The sequence below is a fragment of the Maridesulfovibrio ferrireducens genome, assembly GCF_016342405.1.
In the GTDB taxonomy this organism is placed as follows: domain Bacteria; phylum Desulfobacterota; class Desulfovibrionia; order Desulfovibrionales; family Desulfovibrionaceae; genus Maridesulfovibrio; species Maridesulfovibrio ferrireducens_A.
The window spans coordinates 1-17,205 of the sequence record NZ_JAEINN010000001.1; the positions used below are offsets into that span (position 1 = coordinate 1).

At 42.5% G+C, this 17,205-nt stretch carries 12 protein-coding genes and 1 tRNA gene; 4 read left to right on the plus strand and 9 right to left on the minus strand.

Annotated features, from left to right (window positions below; translation table 11 throughout):
* Window positions 1–625: 625 nt before the first annotated feature.
* The 4 genes from JEY82_RS00005 to JEY82_RS00020 form a co-directional block, all read right to left on the minus strand.
* Window positions 626–1,558, minus strand: a complete 933-nt coding sequence (locus tag JEY82_RS00005; protein ID WP_304081366.1) for a nucleotidyl transferase AbiEii/AbiGii toxin family protein — start codon at window positions 1,556–1,558, stop codon at window positions 626–628.
* Window positions 1,555–2,331 carry a type IV toxin-antitoxin system AbiEi family antitoxin gene (locus JEY82_RS00010; protein WP_304081369.1) on the minus strand — a complete coding sequence of 259 codons (777 nt, stop codon included), beginning with the start codon at window positions 2,329–2,331 and terminating at the stop codon, window positions 1,555–1,557. Before JEY82_RS00010 ends, JEY82_RS00005 begins: the two co-directional genes overlap by 4 nt.
* Before the next feature lie 245 nt (window positions 2,332–2,576).
* Entirely contained in the window at window positions 2,577–5,624 is a 3,048-nt protein-coding gene (locus JEY82_RS00015; protein ID WP_304081372.1) for a metallophosphoesterase, read from the minus strand.
* 97 nt (window positions 5,625–5,721) lie between these two features.
* Window positions 5,722–6,900, minus strand: coding sequence for a site-specific integrase (locus JEY82_RS00020; RefSeq protein WP_304081375.1), 1,179 nt, complete (start codon window positions 6,898–6,900; stop codon window positions 5,722–5,724).
* 143 nt (window positions 6,901–7,043) lie between these two features.
* Here JEY82_RS00020 and JEY82_RS00025 point away from each other — a divergent pair.
* Window positions 7,044–7,116: transfer RNA gene (locus JEY82_RS00025), tRNA-Leu, on the plus strand.
* Window positions 7,117–7,171: 55 nt separating this feature from the next.
* On the opposite strand, the gene JEY82_RS00030 is transcribed toward JEY82_RS00025, so the two are convergent.
* On the minus strand, window positions 7,172–8,218 hold the full coding sequence (locus JEY82_RS00030; RefSeq protein ID WP_304081378.1) for a tRNA-dihydrouridine synthase: 1,047 nt from the start codon (window positions 8,216–8,218) through the stop codon (window positions 7,172–7,174).
* Window positions 8,219–8,963: 745 nt separating this feature from the next.
* Here JEY82_RS00030 and JEY82_RS00035 point away from each other — a divergent pair.
* Window positions 8,964–9,623 carry a viperin family antiviral radical SAM protein gene (locus JEY82_RS00035; protein WP_304081381.1) on the plus strand — a complete coding sequence of 220 codons (660 nt, stop codon included), beginning with the start codon at window positions 8,964–8,966 and terminating at the stop codon, window positions 9,621–9,623.
* A 44-nt stretch (window positions 9,624–9,667) separates the two neighbouring features.
* Here JEY82_RS00035 and JEY82_RS00040 read toward each other — a convergent pair whose 3' ends face one another.
* Window positions 9,668–10,207, minus strand: coding sequence for a glycosyltransferase family 2 protein (locus JEY82_RS00040; RefSeq protein WP_304081385.1), 540 nt, complete (start codon window positions 10,205–10,207; stop codon window positions 9,668–9,670).
* Window positions 10,208–10,984: 777 nt separating this feature from the next.
* Between JEY82_RS00040 and JEY82_RS00045 the strand changes: the two genes are divergently transcribed.
* Window positions 10,985–11,230 (plus strand): GlsB/YeaQ/YmgE family stress response membrane protein, encoded by a 246-nt coding sequence (locus JEY82_RS00045; protein ID WP_304081388.1) that lies wholly within the window; start codon window positions 10,985–10,987, stop codon window positions 11,228–11,230.
* Window positions 11,231–11,502: 272 nt separating this feature from the next.
* Window positions 11,503–12,954: a mannose-1-phosphate guanylyltransferase/mannose-6-phosphate isomerase gene (locus JEY82_RS00050; protein ID WP_304081391.1), complete on the plus strand. Its 1,452-nt coding sequence runs from the start codon at window positions 11,503–11,505 to the stop codon at window positions 12,952–12,954.
* 77 nt (window positions 12,955–13,031) lie between these two features.
* Here JEY82_RS00050 and JEY82_RS00055 read toward each other — a convergent pair whose 3' ends face one another.
* From JEY82_RS00055 to betA, 3 genes are read right to left on the minus strand one after another with little or no spacing between them, the layout of a single operon-like run.
* The gene (locus JEY82_RS00055) at window positions 13,032–13,982 is read right to left on the minus strand and encodes a glycine betaine ABC transporter substrate-binding protein (RefSeq protein WP_304081394.1); all 951 of its coding nucleotides are present in this window, start codon (window positions 13,980–13,982) and stop codon (window positions 13,032–13,034) included.
* A 46-nt stretch (window positions 13,983–14,028) separates the two neighbouring features.
* Window positions 14,029–15,510, minus strand: a complete 1,482-nt coding sequence (gene betB / locus JEY82_RS00060) for a betaine-aldehyde dehydrogenase (RefSeq protein WP_304081397.1) — start codon at window positions 15,508–15,510, stop codon at window positions 14,029–14,031.
* 52 nt (window positions 15,511–15,562) lie between these two features.
* On the minus strand, window positions 15,563–17,200 hold the full coding sequence (betA, locus tag JEY82_RS00065; RefSeq protein WP_304081400.1) for a choline dehydrogenase: 1,638 nt from the start codon (window positions 17,198–17,200) through the stop codon (window positions 15,563–15,565).
* Window positions 17,201–17,205 lie beyond the last annotated feature (5 nt).

The following is a 17,205-nucleotide window of genomic DNA, read 5'->3' on the forward strand; positions in this document are numbered from 1 at the left end:
GTATATGTCAAAGAACAAGGGCTAAGCTTATATCATCAGGACTTCTTTTAAAAGATGGAGCCTATGTGACGCTTACGCTTACTGGGCTGATGAAAATATCTGGCTAACTATTGAGTGCAAATATAATAAAGTTCCCTTTTGTCTTAAGGATGCTAGGCGGCTTAGGGATTATATTTATGACGTAAAAAAGGGACATCTGGCGAAGATAGAGAAGCGTAGGTCTTTCTTGGAAGAGAATGTCAGTTACTTGCGAGAATTGCTTGGCTGGCCTGCTGCGTTGAACCCGTTGCAGCCTAAAATCTACCAACTATATGTTACTTCTGACTTGATGTCATTCATGCACAAAACTTCATCAGAAGAACGAACTGAATTTGTGAGAATTGATTGTCTTGATTTTTGGCTAAAGGAGAAAGGATTGATGCAGGATACTTCCTCTTTTGGCTAAAATGCGTCGGATTACTTGTTGGGCCAGCATGAAAGCATCCATGCCGCTGTGTTTGGAACGCCATTTGTAAAAAGTGGTACTGCTCATTTCATGTTAGGGTGGCTATTTCTCTAAAATGTAAGCTGCAACGTAGGGCAAGTATGGCTATGTCATGAGTATGGCCGCCGTGCTGTTTTAGTTTTATATCTCAAAACACTCCTTCAACTTCCGCACAGCCTCAGCATGCTTAACCGAATTCTTCCGTAACTGCTCAATATTATGCAGTTTCCAGCGCACCGCAGGCAGTTGCTCCGCATGGGGAATGCCTAGAAGGCTCCATTTAGGGGAGCCTTGTTTGACGGACAAGAGAAAGCGTTTGTCCTTTTCGCTTAAGCCGGATTTGATTTCATGAACTAACTGTATGCGAGTTGCTTCAAGCTTTTCTACTGAGACTTCCGTTCTCGTCATTCCTCGAAATTCTTTTTCATATGGTTCAGCGAGAGGCTGGAAGTTTGGATTCAGTAATTCGGACATGGGGCGATTGTGACCGAGCAGATATACAATAAAAGCCTTACGTGTTTTCTCGGAGAGTCCTTCCGTATCAAGAAGCTGTGCAACATCAAATAAGTCGCGTGGGTGCTGGCGATCCAGTGCCGCACATATCTTGCCGCCGTATAGGTCATGGATGGAAAGGCGGCGTACTTCTACAGCCATTTCAAAGCGGCGTTCAACTTCCGGTTGCAGTCCTACATACTCAGTTTCATAAACAGTTCCGCGAATAGTTGCGTTCGGTTCTATTTTCACCATGACTCCATCATAGTTGATGAGGACTTTGGGGGCTGCATTCTTTGGCGCTGTCAGGTTGACAGAAGCGGTTGGTAAAAGTTCTTCAACTCGTTTCGCCAGCCGTTGCATGCTGTCAGATATATCTTGAAGGGCTGTCGGCCTATCATTGATAGGACAGTAGGCAAGATCGATATCAACAGATAGGCGAGGTAAATCCCATAGAAAGAAATTAAGGGCCGTTCCACCCTTTAAAGCAAGGAACGGGGAGCCGTCTCCGTTTGGATGGTCAAATTCAATCAGGGCTAATACCCTCAGCAGGATACGCACTTGTTTTTCATATTTATTCAAAATAGTTCCCCGTCGTGGTCTCTGGGTACGGTGATATTAAATTCTTTATCCAGCATTCCGTTTTTAACGATTTCTCGTTTGCCGGAACCAAGATTTATGTTTTGCCGGCTTAGATGAGTGAGCCAGCGATGATTGGCATCTTTTGCGAGAAACAGAAAAAGACGTTTAACTTTGATACTGTTGCATTGTTCAAGCAGCGTTTGCATGAGAGCAGGGCGCAGGGTGCCGAGTCCTTGCATTATTTGCTTAGCTTCATCGAAACTGATCTTTTGCGGCACATGGTGCAGTAGTTCTAATATTGCTCGCTCAGGTGCTGATATTTTTACTTTGAATGTTCCAACGTCATGTTCTGTGAAGCTTGCTTCATTAGATTGAGCCAGAAGTGATGTCATGGTGAAGATTATTTTTTGCTTCCAATCATAATTTTTGAACCATGCTGGAAGCTTGGTTTTTGGAGGCGCAAACAGAAAGGAGTCTCGCTCCTGTGACGAGATATAGTGAACGTGACCTTGTAATTCCAAGGCCGTCCGACCTCCTGCATGAATCGGAAGTTGGGAGCTCTGTAGCTGATGCAGCCCTCCAAGCCAGCTAAGCTTATCGTGAGCTTTTGCATAGACTCCGCGTCCAACAGATACCAGCCAGCCTTGTCTGATGTAATTTCGGGCTAAAGAGCTGTTTACCTGTAACGTGGCAAGTTCGGAAGCATCTTTAATGGTTCCGTTAGGCCATGTTTGTATAAGTTGGTTTATTTTTGTTCCTCTTGATGTCTGCATAGGTCATTAATTAGCTCTTTTTTAAACTAAGAGCAATAATTGGTTTAAAAAAAATCCTGTAAGTGTGCTCTATGCCCGTTAACAAGGTGGCAAATTAAACTGCTAGAGGCATGTTCAGACATGTCTGGGTTGTAGTGCATTTAAAAATTTGTTTGATGGTTGTTTGATAGGTTTAATAAGTAATGGTTATGAACTCATTGGCTAATTTCTTTCAACGTTGGAAATTATGATTTGGTAAATTAATTCTAAGGTGATTTTTTTGTGTGTGTTGTAGCCTCAATTGCACGTTGACAGTTCATTGATATGTTGGTTGCTGCACAAATTTGCTGTTTCAGCTGAACTGTTGTTGGGAACATATATAGATAGTTTACAACAAGCCTTTTTAAAATGGAGTATGGAAGAATATTGTTTTCAAGTTTTTTGCAAAGATTTTTTACGTCTTTAATTGGAAAGGCTTGGAAAAAATCTAGTTTTATAGCAATGTCTATTACTTCGTTGGCAACGGTTGGGTTTTCTTTGACAATTTTTTTGTAAGTTTCTTCAAGCTTGTCGCTGCCAATTGAGGAAGATATTTTTTTTAAAAAACAGTATGATATCTGTTCGCAAATGTGAAATAGTTCTCGTTTTGCACGATCCTCTATTTTGTCCTCTTTTGTTTTGTCTTCTTCGATAATTATTTCTTTAATTTCTTCCACTATAAGGGCCAAATTGCTGTTAAGTAGATTGTAAAACTCACTTAAAGATCTTAAGCAAAGATTAAATGCTTCACTACATAGTTCTTGTTTCACATTCCCCTTGAGTGAACCGTAGTAGTTTTTTAATATTTGTCCTATAATTTCTTGGTGTTTGAATGCCTTTTGAATTGAAACGATGAGTTCATAGGCATCTTTGTCTTTGTCTTGGGTTAGATCAACATGCTCGTGAATAGATTTTTGTTCTATTTGATCTTTTAATTTTAGGTCTTTTTCCCTGTATTGGTCTACGGAACAATCTTCGAGTTCGATTTGAGGGAGTCTGTTTACTAATTTATTAATTATTTCGACATCTTTTTGTAGTGTTGTAGGCTTGTTTGTATCGAATATTTTTTTAGAGTTTTGCAGAACCTGTTCTAGTACATAGGGGCTTTTACAGAGGTGTGTTAGGAACATGATTACGTTAGAGCTTTCGTCAAGGTGGAGTGTTGAACACATTTCCGTAATGATCTTTTGAGCACATTCTTGTTGAATATGTTGTGAGATGTATCTAGCAAGAAAATAATAGTAATAGTACGTATATCTAAATGAGAATTCATCATTAAAATTTCTAAGAATATTTGAATCTGTTAATGTCTTTAATAGGCTATTTTTGTCCAAATTAAGAGAGTATTCATCACAATATAAGGTATGAAAGTCATTAATTTCTGTTGAAGTTAGAGAAGATGTATTATCAAAAAAGAGCTTGTAGGATAATTCCGTGAGGTAGTTGTACAGAGCATCAATGTCGTCATTATTAAGCTTTAAATTTTTAAGTGTTCCAGTTATCAAATAATCATAGTAGTATCCATAGGAACTTTCGACAATGCCCTGTTTTCCTGTGTCATTCATCGAATTTAGTATGGTTATCAAGAAAAAAGGGAATGATGGAACATAGTTTTTTCCAATTACTGTGTCGATAGTTCTTTTTGCCTTGTCATGTAGGCGAGTTAATTCTTCCTGTGAAAGGTATGTTTCCTGTCCAAGTTCATTCCATTTCGTAATTAGTTTACTCCGTAGAAGGTGCCCAAATGGTTCAATTTGGTACAAGTGATATTTTCGTCCGATATCGCTAATGTCTTCAGTTACAAATTCTTGAATCTGGAATAGTTCGTCAGCTGTAAGCAAAATATTGTCATATGTTGCTGCAAGGGAATTCAGGAGCATACATTTGTATTTGTAATTCAGCTTTGATTTATTGAAGTCATCTATAATAATGAAGATTTTTTCTTTGTCGGTTTGTTCAAAGAGGTCTTTTTGATCAGTGCTGTATTGTTGAGAAAAAGCGTTCAAGAGTGCTTTTTGGAAGGAATCCAAAGAGTGTTTTTTGATGTCATTTCCTGATAGTAGTATTGGGATATTTCCATTGTTCTGGTGAAATAAATAAATTTGTTTGCAGAAGGAGCTTCTCCCAGATTTTTCTTCTCCTAGTATAATAGTTTTTATGGGCGAGGAAGATAGCACCTTTTCAGAGTTGGTGGGAGGAATACATAAATTTTTATGTGATTTTTTTTCTTTGTCTAAATCTCGTAAATCTGGAAAGACGTATATATCTTGTAAATTAAGGTTTTTTTTGCGTGGATGCATGTATAACATGCCAGGGTCTTTTATGTGTTCTAAATACCCACTGTTAGGTGTAACTGTTGTTTTAGATTTGGTGGCATTTATTGGAGTCCATTCATCGGTAATAGTAGTTTGTTTGTATATAGATTCTTTGAATTTATGAGTTGTAATGTTGTATTCAAGGTTGTCTATATTTATGTTGAGTATGTTATATCCACTGTTTTCAGAGTTGCTTGAGTCTTGTAGGACTTGTCCTTCAATGTATACGACTTCCTGTCCTTCATGGTTTTTAACGTTTGCTGCGTAGAAATCGTGTTCATGTCCTGTTAAGAGAAAGTTAGTTTCTGCTTCAATATTTTTCCTAAAGTCTCTACGATCGTCAGGATTAAACCAATTAGGTGTGTGATGCATTGCACAAATTTTTATGCGCGCCTCACTGTTGTTTATAGCAGTATATTTGTATGGGATGATCTTTCCGGGAACTTCTTTTTTTTCTGACATCCATGCTGAATTAAGTGTAAATATGTCGATGTCTAATCCATTCGAGCACATAACCTTATACTTGTTGCAAAAAATGTTTTCGGTGTCAGCTACAGATACTTTGGCATTAAATATGTTGTAGTGTGCTTGTGCATTAAGAATTGGTTGCTCAAATATTTCAATTTTCGATCTGTCTGCAACGATTGTTTCGATCAGTTGTTCTCTGACCTTCATTGTCGTTTCGTCTTCATGATTGCAGTCGTGGTTTCCTGGGGCAAACATTATTTTTTTTTGTTCTACTTCGAGGGCATCAAATAAGTTAGCATATAGGTTTTCTGCTAAAGCATATTCTTTTTCACCACCAGAAAAAGCAACGTCGCCTGTTGTAAGGATGATAACTTGATTAGATGATTTTGTGTTGCTGTTTATAGAGCTAGCGAGGCGATCAAGTTTGTCAAAAATATGGTTGTCATCTGTTTTTAAATGAATGTCGCTTAGGTGGACTACTGATATTATCACGTGGTTCCTCTTTTTATTTAATGTGTAATAGCGTGACAATTATAGGTATATGTTCTCGAAAGATGCAACAAAAAGTGTGACTTATTATTAAGAAATATCACATCTCTAGCACTTCAACCGCCCTCCGTAATCCCTCCGGCGAAAGATGACTATACCGCTGGGTCATCTTAAAATCTTGATGCCCCATTAATTCCTTTACGCTGTAGAGATCTACACTACGCTGAACCAACCATGAGGCGAAGGTATGTCTTAGGGTGTGAAAGCATACTCGAAGGCGCACGTCTTTGATTCCTTCATTGAACATGGGATCTACTATTTTACTAAATACATTTGATATGCTGGACATTTTTTCGCCTGTGGTGGACGGGAAAACTAGATCTGAGTTTTGTCCGTGATGTTTTTCGCGGCGATTTGAAAGCATCACGACTATATCTTCTAGTAAATACGCTTGGCGGTTAACCTTCCCTTTCGTGTCTCTGATTGAGGTCAGCTTTTCGGCAAGGTCAATGTCATTCCAAGTTAGGGCGGCTATTTCTCCGAAACGTAAGCCGCAACGCAGGGCAAGTAAGGCCATGTCGTGAGTGTGGCCGCCGTGTTGTTTAAGCTCAGCAAGTAAGGTTTGAGCTTCTTCAGGTGTGAGAAAGCGTTCCCGACGGTTGTCTTGCTTGGGAATTGATATTTGCTGAGTAGGACTGTTGCCATGGACGTAGTTATCTCGGCGGGCTTGAGTCCAGAGTTGGGAAATGACAGCGAAGACATATCTAATGGTTGAGGAGGCCCGCTTCTTTTTGAGCAGGGCGTTTTTAATTATCTCAATGTCTTTCGGCTGAATGTCGCTGAGCGGTGTGGCTCCGATAGCTGGAGCAATCCAGTTGCGGTAAAGACCTTCTTCTGTTTTTGTGGACCCTTTAGCTTTGTGGCTTTGTTGCGGCCAGTAGTGGGCATCCCAAAATTCCGAAAAGGTTATACTGGCTTTTTTATCACTTTCCCGTTTTTGAGTTTCTTCTTCTCGTTTCTTCGTCGCGATCTCTCTTTTTTCACTTAAAGAAATGCAACCTTCACCTGTCCTGATGTTTTCTTTCAGCTTTGCCAGAGTCAAGGCGGCCTTTACTTCAGTCCATCCTTCAGAACCCCATCCTAGAGTTGGTTGAAACCTTTTTCCGCATGCGGAGTATCTGAGGCCAAAACAGCGATCAATACGCGGACCATGCTTTCGAGTAGAATGTTCATACCAGCGCACACCGGGATATTTTTCAGAGGTAATCCATTTTCGCATAGCTACACCTTGGATGATTCAAAGTTAAAATGAGGTACCAGTTTGGTACCACTTTTAAGTGGTTTCACCTGAAATGACATGAACATTTATGAAAGTCTAGTTTAATTAATAATCAAGTAAAACAGTGAGATATGTTGAATATAGCAGATTTAGAAAATGGTGTAAAACTGATTCGTAATCAGTAGGTCGTCAGTTCAATTCTGATCGTTGGCTCCAGTAAAAGTAAAGCCCGGCAATGTCTTATCGCATTGTGGGGCTTTTTTGTTTTGGCTCAGAGATTGTACAAATTCATGTTGGGAGACTGGTTCAGAGGCATGTCCGGCCTGATGTGTTTTTTGGCCAACTGGCGGACATCATCCATGGTTTTTGCCGTGGAAAAGGTGGCCAGCAGGCTGTGACCAAATAGGAAATTGGCTGCAAAATAGGGTATGAACATCCGAAATCTTTTGATTCTTCGGACGGGATCGAACTCCTGCTCCAAGGCTGTGGCCAGACGCAGGATGTAGTCTTGAAAAATATTGTCGTCGGGCGTGTAGCCAGCTGTCCATTGGGCAAAGAGCCACGGGCGGGCTATAGCCATACGCCCTATGGACACACCATCGCAGCCTGTCGTGTCCAGCATATTCTGACAGTGTTGCGGGGTTGTGACATTGCCATTGCCAAAGACGGGAATGGAGACCGCTTCTTTAATGAAGCGTATGTTGTCAATGACAGGGGGACGGGTGCGCTTGTCCGGGGCCACACGCGGGTGGAAGACCAGACAATCGGTTCCTGCCGCCTCAAGCTTTTTGGCCAGAGCCACTGCTGGCCCGATATCCTTGGACCAGCCGGTGCGGAATTTGACAAAAACAGGAATGGATACCGCCTTTCGTACTGCTTCCACCACGGCCATGGCTTTGTCTGGTGTCTTGAGCAGGGCCGCTCCCCCCTCGCGTTTGATCATTCCACGAGCTGAGCATCCCATATTGATGTCCACGCCGAAGAAGCCTTCGCGCTCCACACGCTTTGCTGCAATCACCAATTCTTCTGGCGAGCTGCCCGCCAATTGACAGACCAAGCTGGGTAGTTCCCATTCATGCCACCGAAAGACCGGAGATATTCTGGGGTTTTCTGATGGCACGGCTTTGGCGTTGCACATTTCCGTAAAGGCTAAGCCGCAGGAGCCATAGTGGGCGAGAACCTGACGAAAGGCGCTGTGGCTCAATCCGGCCATGGGGGCTAGCCACAGGCGATTGGGGATGGTTTTTCCGCCAACGGCAATGGGGGTGTTGAGCTGTGCTGCCAGCTTGGGGAAATGGGGAGGAATGGGTTTGTTCATAGAGGCTGCAAGATGAGTTATGGGTGTCATGGGATGCAGCATTGCGTATACTGTTGCTGCACAAGGTGCAAGTCTTGAGACCTGGAAAAGGAGCTTTTCCGTGTCACTTCTGATTGAAATTCATTATACGCAAGGTGTACTCATAAATGCGTATAAAACTAGGTGGGTTAAGCTGGTTTTTTGGCAGTTGCCGGCGGGATTTATGATTTTCCTTCAGCTCGTAATCCGTAGGTCTCCAGTTCAACTTTGATCGTTGGCTCCAGAATCAAATTAAGGGTTTACATGTAAAATGTAAGCCCTTTTATTTTGTTTAAGATCTGATTTATCCACGTTTTTGTCCCAACAAATCTAAACAATGTCGATTCTAATACAGTGTCCTTCCTCTCACGCTGACTTATTCAAAATAAAATAAAAATAGAGTCATAAACTACTGTTTTTTAACATAAAAAAAGTCTTGTACACCAAATTGGTAGCGGCATAATTAAATGAAAAGCATAGGAGGCATTAATGGTTAATGTTTGTCTGGGGCCTGTTCCTGCACATATCAAGAATAAAGCAGGAAAAGTTCTCGAATCTTATTCTCGGTTTAGAGGCGGGGGGAAGAAGTTGAGCGGTGTAAAAGACTGTTTCTCTTTACGATTGAACAGTAATTATAGAATCATGTTGTGGGGCAATCAAGCTTTTATCTGTTGTCATGATCATTACGAGCGAAGAATTGCCCTAATTCGCAAGAGGAAGTGCTGATATGCAGTTGGTATTTAATTGGCACATTACAGAAGCGTGTAACTATTCTTGCTGTTATTGTTTTGCAAGATGGGGACGACCAAGGGAAATCTGGAAAAACAGTACAGTTTGTGACCGTTTGTTTACAGAGTTGTCGAAATTTTCAAGTTTGGATAGTTGCAAAAAGATATTCGAAGACAGGTCTGTTTCAAATATTAGGATTAATTTTGTCGGAGGAGAACCTTTACTCTTAGGCGAGTCGTTGATCACAATAATCGACAGGGTGGTCTGTGAATTCGGTTTCTCCGCCTCAATTGTAACTAATGCTTCTTTATTGGAAGGTTGTCTTGATATTCTGGAGAATATAGAAACAATAGGTATCTCGATAGATTCATTTGCCACTGACACTAATAGGTTAATCGGAAGAGCAGCATGTTGCAAAGATGTTCTCAGTGGGAAGGATTATAAAAGAATTATCAATTTAGTTCGTAATAGAAATCCTGAAATCAAAGTCAAGGTTACCAGCGTTGTCAGCGAACATAACTGCGGCGAGGAATTACTGAAAGATATTGATGCGCTGGCTCCTGATAGAGTAAAGGTTTTCAGGCAACTGCCATTTGAAGGGAACAAAGGAATAACTGATGAAATGTTTGACTCTTTTATAGTTAACAATGTCATATAGTTAAAAAACTCAGTAGTTGAATCAAATTCAGATATGGAGGAAAGCTACCTAATCAGCTTAATACGGCTGTCACCAATTTTTTCAACAAGTTTTTTGGCTATTTCGTAAGAGTTGTCCGTTGACCCATCATTGATGGGAATTATTTCCCAGTTTGTCCATGTTTGATTTATAACAGAAGCTACAGCTTCTTCGAGGTAATGGCCTTGATTAAATAGTGGAATTACAACGCTTACTTTTTCAGGCCCGGAAACGGTGGGGGCTTGAAAAGGAAAGTATTGGGTTATTAGTTTGTAAAGCCTCATCAAGGCGGGGCGTTCACTCACAACACTGAAACTTGTTTCCATCATCTGGCGGGCGTTCTCTATTTCTCCTGAGAATAGGGCCAGTAGACAGTATCGGAAAATATGTCGGTCATAATCATCAATTGATTCCAGAATTCCATTTTGCAGTTTTTTAAAAAGTTCCGTTGTCTGCGTAATGTGGTGCTGATAAATATTGGTTAGTTCTTTGACGGGAAGAGTTGTAAATTCTCGTTCAAAGATTTTTTTTTGATACTTTTCAAGGACGCTGTTTTCTTCGTCCATAATCCGCTGTTCATTTTCTTTTTGAGTCCTTTTTGAGCTGGCTGGAATTTTTTGTATATATGAAGGAGGAAGAATTTGAAATTTTGTTTGTAAAGAGAGTCTGAGCAGTAGTTCCGGCAGAACGAAAAAAATAAATTCTTATGGAGATTGGCTATATGTTTTTCAATAAGGTCATTCTTAAAAATTGTTAGAAGAGGATAAAAAGGGTTTTGCAATATATCCAGAACAAAAGAACTGGGAGAAGTGTCATCGGAATTATGCCTGACAACTGCAAAACCGCATTCTGTACTGTTTTGAATATTCACAATTGCCGAGGAGAAGGCATTTTCGGAAAAAGTTGTTCTTCCGTCAATAATAGTAGTTAGGCCGTTTGGATACAGTTTGATTGCTTTTTGAAGGGCTTTTTCCAGGACAGTAGCGGAAGCGGAGGGTTCAAAAGAGCGGAAGAGGTCAAGCTGATTTGTTTCCTTACAAATTTTTTCTAACATTGAAACAGATCAGTCCGGAAGGTCTGCTGCAGCAATTGCCAAACGATTAAACAGGAATAGCTTTTGGTTGTCTAGAATGATCCTTGGTCAATAATCTTTTGTGTACGTTTATGCTGTCGTGTACGGTTGTTTTTTTAATTCTTTATATTCCGACCATTCTAGATATTCTTCGTAGATACTATGAAGCTCGTACTCAACTCACCAAAATAGTTTCAAATAATTTTGATTGTTCCCCGAAAGATTGTTATGGATTTAATAGTCATAAAAATTAATTTATGGGAGGTTCTTAATGAGTGGAATAATCGTTTTCGTGTTGGTAGGTCTGGTCGCGGGCTGGTTAGCCGGAGTGCTTGTGAAGGGTGGCGGCTTTGGTATCATCGGGGATATCGTTGTAGGTGTCATCGGAGCGGTGATTGGTGGCTTCATCTTTGGATTTCTTGGCATAGGCGCTAATGGGCTCCTTGGGGCGATAATTGTCGCGACAGTCGGAGCGCTGGTTCTGATATTTATTTTGCGCCTAATCAAAAGGGTCTAGCCGTTATTTATGTAACATTTCAGACCATGTTTATTGATTTTTTAATGGAATTTTTCTGGATGAGTGTTTGAAGTTCAATTGGTTTTGATCTATTGCAAATGTTCGAGGCATAATTAAAATATGGCTCAAAAGATATAAAGATTAAAGTGAATTTTGTTTGCATTACTTTTGGAGATACCGAACTTCAAATGATTTTGTTCTTGCCTAATTTGCTAAGCCCAAAGTTGACCTGCTGGCATTAATGCCGGGAAACCTTTCTAAGGAGAAGGTAAATGATTCCAGTTATTTTGGCAGGAGGAACAGGATCACGTCTCTGGCCCCTTTCCAGAAAAGATTTTCCTAAGCAGCTGATGCCTGTTTTAGGTGGACGTTTATCTTTGCTGCAGGCAACTGTTGATCGGGTTATGAAAATTCCCGGTGTTGAAAATCCGATTATTGTAACAAATGAAAAATATAGATTTATTATAGCCTCACAGCTTCAGGAAATGGGGTGTGATGCCGGTCGGATAGTGCTGGAACCAATGGGTAGAAACACTGCCCCCGCCGTGGCAGTAGGCGCGGTCTTAGCTCTTCAAAATTCAGATGACGCAGATCTGCTGATTCTCCCTGCAGATCATTATATAGAGAACGTTGATGCTTTTCTTGAATCTGTCTCCAGCGCTCGGGAATTCATAGGCGATTCTGGTCTGGTTGCTTTTGGAGTTGTGCCTGATAAGCCTGAGACCGGATATGGCTATATAAAACGGAACAATGATACCGCAGTGGGTAAATCCGGTGCAGGATTTATTATCGACCATTTTGTTGAAAAGCCTGATCTTGCCCGGGCAACCGAATATGTCTCTTCCGGTTCCTATTACTGGAATAGTGGAATGTTCATGTTCAAAGCTAAAGTTTTTTTGCAGGAGCTGGGTAAATTTGAAACGGAAATGGTCACTTGCTGCAGACAGGCCGTTGAAAAGGCGAAAGAGGATCTTGATTTTTTAAGACTGGATCATGATGCTTTCAGCAGATGTCGTGAAGATTCTATTGACTATGCCCTGATGGAAAAAACAACCAAAGGAATAGTAGTCCCTCTTGACTGCGGCTGGAGTGATGTGGGGAGCTGGTCATCGCTGTATGAAATAAAGCAGAGAGACGAGAACGGAAATGTGAGTGTCGGGGATGTCGTTTTGGAGGGAGCTACGGATTGCTATGTGCACTCGTCAAGCCGTCTTGTCGCCGGGGTAGGAATTGATAATCTTGCGATAGTCGAGTCTCAGGACGCTGTGCTTGTTTCAAGCCTTGATCAAGTTCAAGATGTTAAGAAGATTGTTTGTTTTTTAAAAGGCGCGGGACGTAAAGAGTATGAGTCGCATTGTAAAGTCTATAGGCCCTGGGGTAATTATGAAAGTATTGATACCGGTGACAGGTATCAAGTTAAAAGGATTATTGTTTATCCCGGCCAGACATTGTCTCTGCAAAAGCATTATCACCGGGCGGAACATTGGATTGTTGTCAAAGGGACAGCAATTGTGACCAAAGGTGATTCAGAAATGTTTCTAACTGAGGACCAGTCAACCTACATTCCGTTGTGCTTGGTTCACCGTTTAAAGAATCCCGGAAAAGTCGATCTTGAGTTGATTGAGGTTCAGACAGGAAGTTATCTTGGCGAAGATGATATTTTAAGACTTGATGATATCTATGGGCGGTCCGGGGAAGAAGCCTCTCCACATGGAGAAAAGTAGTTCATTCTTTTCGACTCCAGAAACAACAAAGCTCCACAGTATTTAACATACTGTGGAGCTTCTTTTAGAGCTCTATTCTATTTTTTCTTCAGGGAAGATTCAAATGCGTCTACTGCGGACTTGCCGTCTACAGTCGTGACTCCTTCAAGCCATTTTTTATAAACTTCAGGGTGTTTTTTTACCCAGTTCAAGCCGGCTTGTCCAAGAGACAAAGAGTCGTCTTTTTCCACTTTGATCATGATCTGATTTATCATGGATATGGAAAATGTCATATTCTTTAGCAGCCTGGCTACGTTGGGTTCATCTTTGACAAGCCCGGAGCGGATGTTGGTCCAGATGGTTGCGGTTCCGTCATTTCCGCCAAAAGTTCCATCTGTGCTTCCGGTAAGATATGTCATGTCAATATATTCGTTCATGCTGTGAGGAGCCCAGCCTAGGAAAACAGACCATTTCCCTTCTCTTGCCATGCCCTGCACCTGAGCAAGCATTGCGGCTTCACTGGAAGGAACAAGGGTAAATTTGCCTAGTCCGAACAGATTTTTGTCGATCATGGACTGAATGATTTCATTACCGTCATTTCCGGCTTCGATGCCATAAATTTTCCATTCAAGTTTGTCGCCGAATTTTGCGATATCTTTGAAATCTTTCAACCCTGCTTCGAAGCAGAAAGTAGGGGTTGCCAGAGTGTATTTAGCTCCGTCCATATTGATAGCGTATTTGAGCACAGTGCCTTTTTCAAAATATTTATCGGCAATAGAGGCCATGGAAGGCATCCAGTTACCTAGGAAGGCATCGGCATCGGAGGTAGACATCGCTTTGTAGGCGATGGGGACGGAAACCATTATATTTTCGGCGTCATAGCCCAGGCTGTTCAGTACGGAGACGGCAATGTCGGTCTTGATGGTTACGCCTGTCCAGCCAACACTGGCGAGGGTGATTTTAGGGGAAGCCTGTGCAAAGGCAGAAAAGCTGAAAATTGAAACAACTAAAACTAAAACAAAAAGAACCCGCTTAGAGTGGGTTAACATCATAACTCCTGAGTTGAAGGTTTAAGTTCTCACAAAGCACTTTCTATCAAGAGGAAGTGCCGAACCAATTAAATGGTTCCGGGGCATGATTTCTAAATATATGCTTTACCTCTGTGTATTCCTCCAGCCCGATGTGACCGAGTTCACGGCCCATTCCGGACTGTTTGTAACCGCCCCAAGGGGCTTGTACAAAGTACACATTGAAGTCATTTATCCAAACAGTTCCGAATCTCAGAGCTTTGGAAACCCTTTCAATACGGTCCGGGTCACGGGTCCAGAATCCGGCGGAAAGGCCGTAAACTGTGTCGTTGGCCCAGCGAACAACTTCTTCTTCGGTGTGGAACCGCTCTACAGTTATTACGGGTCCGAAGACTTCTTCCTGCACTATTTTCATTTCGTGCGTGCATTCGGTGAGTAAAGTCGGTTCAAAGAAGAAACCGTTCTTTAACGACGGATCAGAAGGTCTTTTTCCACCGGTAAGCAGCTTTGCTCCCTCGGAAGGGGCCATTTCCACATATTTTTCTACCTTCGAAAGGTGTTCGGCGGAAATCAGCGGTCCCATCTGGGTTTTTTTATCAAAGCCGTTACCTACTACAATTGCTTCAATTCTTTTGCGCAGTTCTTCCACAAAGCGTTCATGAATACCGTCTTGTACCATAAGCCGTGCTCCTGCGGAACAGATCTGTCCTGCATGGAAAAACACCGCATTGAGAGCGTAATCAACCGCTACATTAAAGTCGGCATCATCAAAAATAATATTGGGATTTTTACCACCCAGTTCAAGGGCTACTTTTTTTACATTTCCGGCTGCTGCACGCATGATGGTTTTGCCTGTTGCAATTCCGCCGGTGAAAGAAATCAGGTCTACGTCAACGCTTTCGGCAAGTTCGGCTCCGACTTCGGTTCCGGCTCCGAGAACAAGGTTGACTACTCCTTTTGGGAACCCGACTTCTTCAGCAAGTTCGGTGGTTTTGATTGCAGTCAGCGGAGTTATTTCGCTGGGTTTCATCACGATGGTATTTCCAGCGGCAAGGGCTGGAGCCATCTTCCATGCGGCTTGAAGTAAAGGATAGTTCCATGGGGAAATCTGGCCGCATACACCGACAGGTTCGCGGACAACGATGCTTGTGGAGTTCTGCACGGGGGAGGCTATAACTTCGCCGCCATCTTTGTCGGCAAGCCCCGCATAATAGCGGAAAATTCCTGCGATATCGTCCATATCCCAGCGGCTTTCCTCAACTGTTTTCCCGGTATCCAGACTTTCAAGGCAGGCAAGTTCTTCGCGATCTCGTTCGATCAGGTCTGCGAGTTTGAAGATCATTCTGCCACGTTCCGAAGCCGAAGTTCCGCTCCATTCACCCGAGTCAAACGCTTGCCGTGCTGCGGCGATTGCCCGAGCTGAATCTTCGCGTCCGCCTTCGGCAACTACGGCAATTACAGAACTGTCAAAAGGATTTATAATTTTACGCTCAGCACCAGAAAGAGCCGAGACCCATTCGCCGTTGATGAACATTTTTCCCTGTATCATAATGACCTCACAAAAAAGCTCTCCTGCTATGCAGGAGAGCTTTAAATGATATTTATTTACTGTGTTTGTAGTAAGGAGCGTCTTCCGTAGGCAGCGGGGTGTTCCCGAGAATTATGTCCGCGGCTTTTTCAGCAATCATCATAACCGGAGCGTAGATGTTGCCGTTGGTCACATAAGGCATGACCGAGGCATCAACAACGCGAAGCCCCTCTACACCGTGGACTCGTAACTGTGAATCCGTAACGGCCATGTCATGGGTTCCCATGGCACATGTACAACTTGGGTGGTAGGCAGATTCACCTTCGGTGGCAACGTAATCGAGAATTTCTTCGTCGGTCTGAGCTTGCTCACCTGGAGACAACTCTTTGCCGCGATATTCGTCGAATGCGGGCTGGGTCATGATCTCACGGGTTTTGCGTATTGCCTGAACCCATTCTTTACGTTCATTCTCTGTGGAGAGATAATTGAACAAAATGCTTGGGTATTCTTTAGGATCTTTGGATTTAATTTTCACGTGTCCGCGAACATCTGTGTTCATAGGACCGACGTGAACCTGATAACCATGCCCTTCGTTTGGAGCTGATCCATCATAACGGATTGCTATAGGAAGGAAATGATACTGCAAGTTGGGATATTCCACTTCATCGTTACTGCGGATGAAACCGCCAGCTTCAAAGTGGTTGGTAGCAGCGTCGCCAGTGCCTTTGAGCAGCCATTCCAGACCTATTTTAGGCTGATTATACCACTGTAGACATGGGTACATGCTGACAGGTTTTTTGCAGGCATACTGAACATATAATTCAAGATGATCCTGCAAATTTTCACCAACGCCGGGAAGGTCGTGAACAACATTAATGCCCAGAGCTGAAAGTTCTTTTGCGTTACCGATGCCGGAAAGCTGAAGCAACTGAGGAGAGTTGATTGAACCACCGCAGGATATGACTTCGGTAGCATACGCTTTTAGAGTTTTTTTGCCTTTTTCATACTCAACACCTACGGCTCGCTTACCTTCGAAAAGGATGCGTGTAGCCATGGCTCCGCATTTCACCGTGAGATTTTTGCGGCTCTTAACTGGATGAATGTAAGCACGGGCTGCATTCCAGCGACGTCCTTTATAGGTGGTGCGGTCAAATTTACCGAATCCTTCCTGCTGATATCCGTTCACATCATCGGTGAGAGGGTAGCCAGCTTCCTGCACTGCACCGAAGAAAGCTTCAAAGAGTGGATTGTCGCATTCGGGAGTGGTCAGGTAAACAGGTCCGACAGCGCCTTGATATTCTGTAGCTCCGGCCATCCGGCATTCAAATCTTTTGAAGTAGGGCAGGCAATGTGAGTACGACCAGTCTTCAAGGCCGTCTTCTTTGGACCATTTTTCGTAATCCATTGCATTCCCGTGAATGTGGATCATACCATTAATACAACTGGAGCCGCCAAGAACCTTTCCGCGAGGTTGATAGACGCGACGATTCTTCATGTGTGGTTCAGGATCAGATTCATACCACCAGTTATATGTCTTTCCTGCCAGCGGGTAAGTCAATGCTGCCGGCATGTGTATACGAAAATCCATCTTGTAATCAGGAAGCCCGGCTTCAAGCACGAGCACTTCATTTTTAGGATTGGCACTCAAACGGTTGGCCAGAACTGATCCGGCTGATCCGCCACCGACAATTATATAATTATATTTTTTCATACGTA

What these genes read in the sequence shown, in the direction of transcription:
- JEY82_RS00010 (WP_304081369.1), bottom strand. Translation starts at nt 2,331, where the DNA reads ATGCAGACATCAAGAGGAACAAAAATAAACCAACTTATACAAACATGG.
- JEY82_RS00020 (WP_304081375.1), bottom strand. Translation starts at nt 6,900, where the DNA reads ATGCGAAAATGGATTACCTCTGAAAAATATCCCGGTGTGCGCTGGTAT.
- JEY82_RS00030 (WP_304081378.1), bottom strand. Translation starts at nt 8,218, where the DNA reads ATGAACAAACCCATTCCTCCCCATTTCCCCAAGCTGGCAGCACAGCTC.
- JEY82_RS00035 (WP_304081381.1), top strand. Translation starts at nt 8,964, where the DNA reads ATGCAGTTGGTATTTAATTGGCACATTACAGAAGCGTGTAACTATTCT.
- JEY82_RS00040 (WP_304081385.1), bottom strand. Translation starts at nt 10,207, where the DNA reads ATGGACGAAGAAAACAGCGTCCTTGAAAAGTATCAAAAAAAAATCTTT.
- JEY82_RS00045 (WP_304081388.1), top strand. Translation starts at nt 10,985, where the DNA reads ATGAGTGGAATAATCGTTTTCGTGTTGGTAGGTCTGGTCGCGGGCTGG.
- JEY82_RS00050 (WP_304081391.1), top strand. Translation starts at nt 11,503, where the DNA reads ATGATTCCAGTTATTTTGGCAGGAGGAACAGGATCACGTCTCTGGCCC.
- JEY82_RS00055 (WP_304081394.1), bottom strand. Translation starts at nt 13,982, where the DNA reads ATGTTAACCCACTCTAAGCGGGTTCTTTTTGTTTTAGTTTTAGTTGTT.
- betB (WP_304081397.1), bottom strand. Translation starts at nt 15,510, where the DNA reads ATGATACAGGGAAAAATGTTCATCAACGGCGAATGGGTCTCGGCTCTT.
- betA (WP_304081400.1), bottom strand. Translation starts at nt 17,200, where the DNA reads ATGAAAAAATATAATTATATAATTGTCGGTGGCGGATCAGCCGGATCA.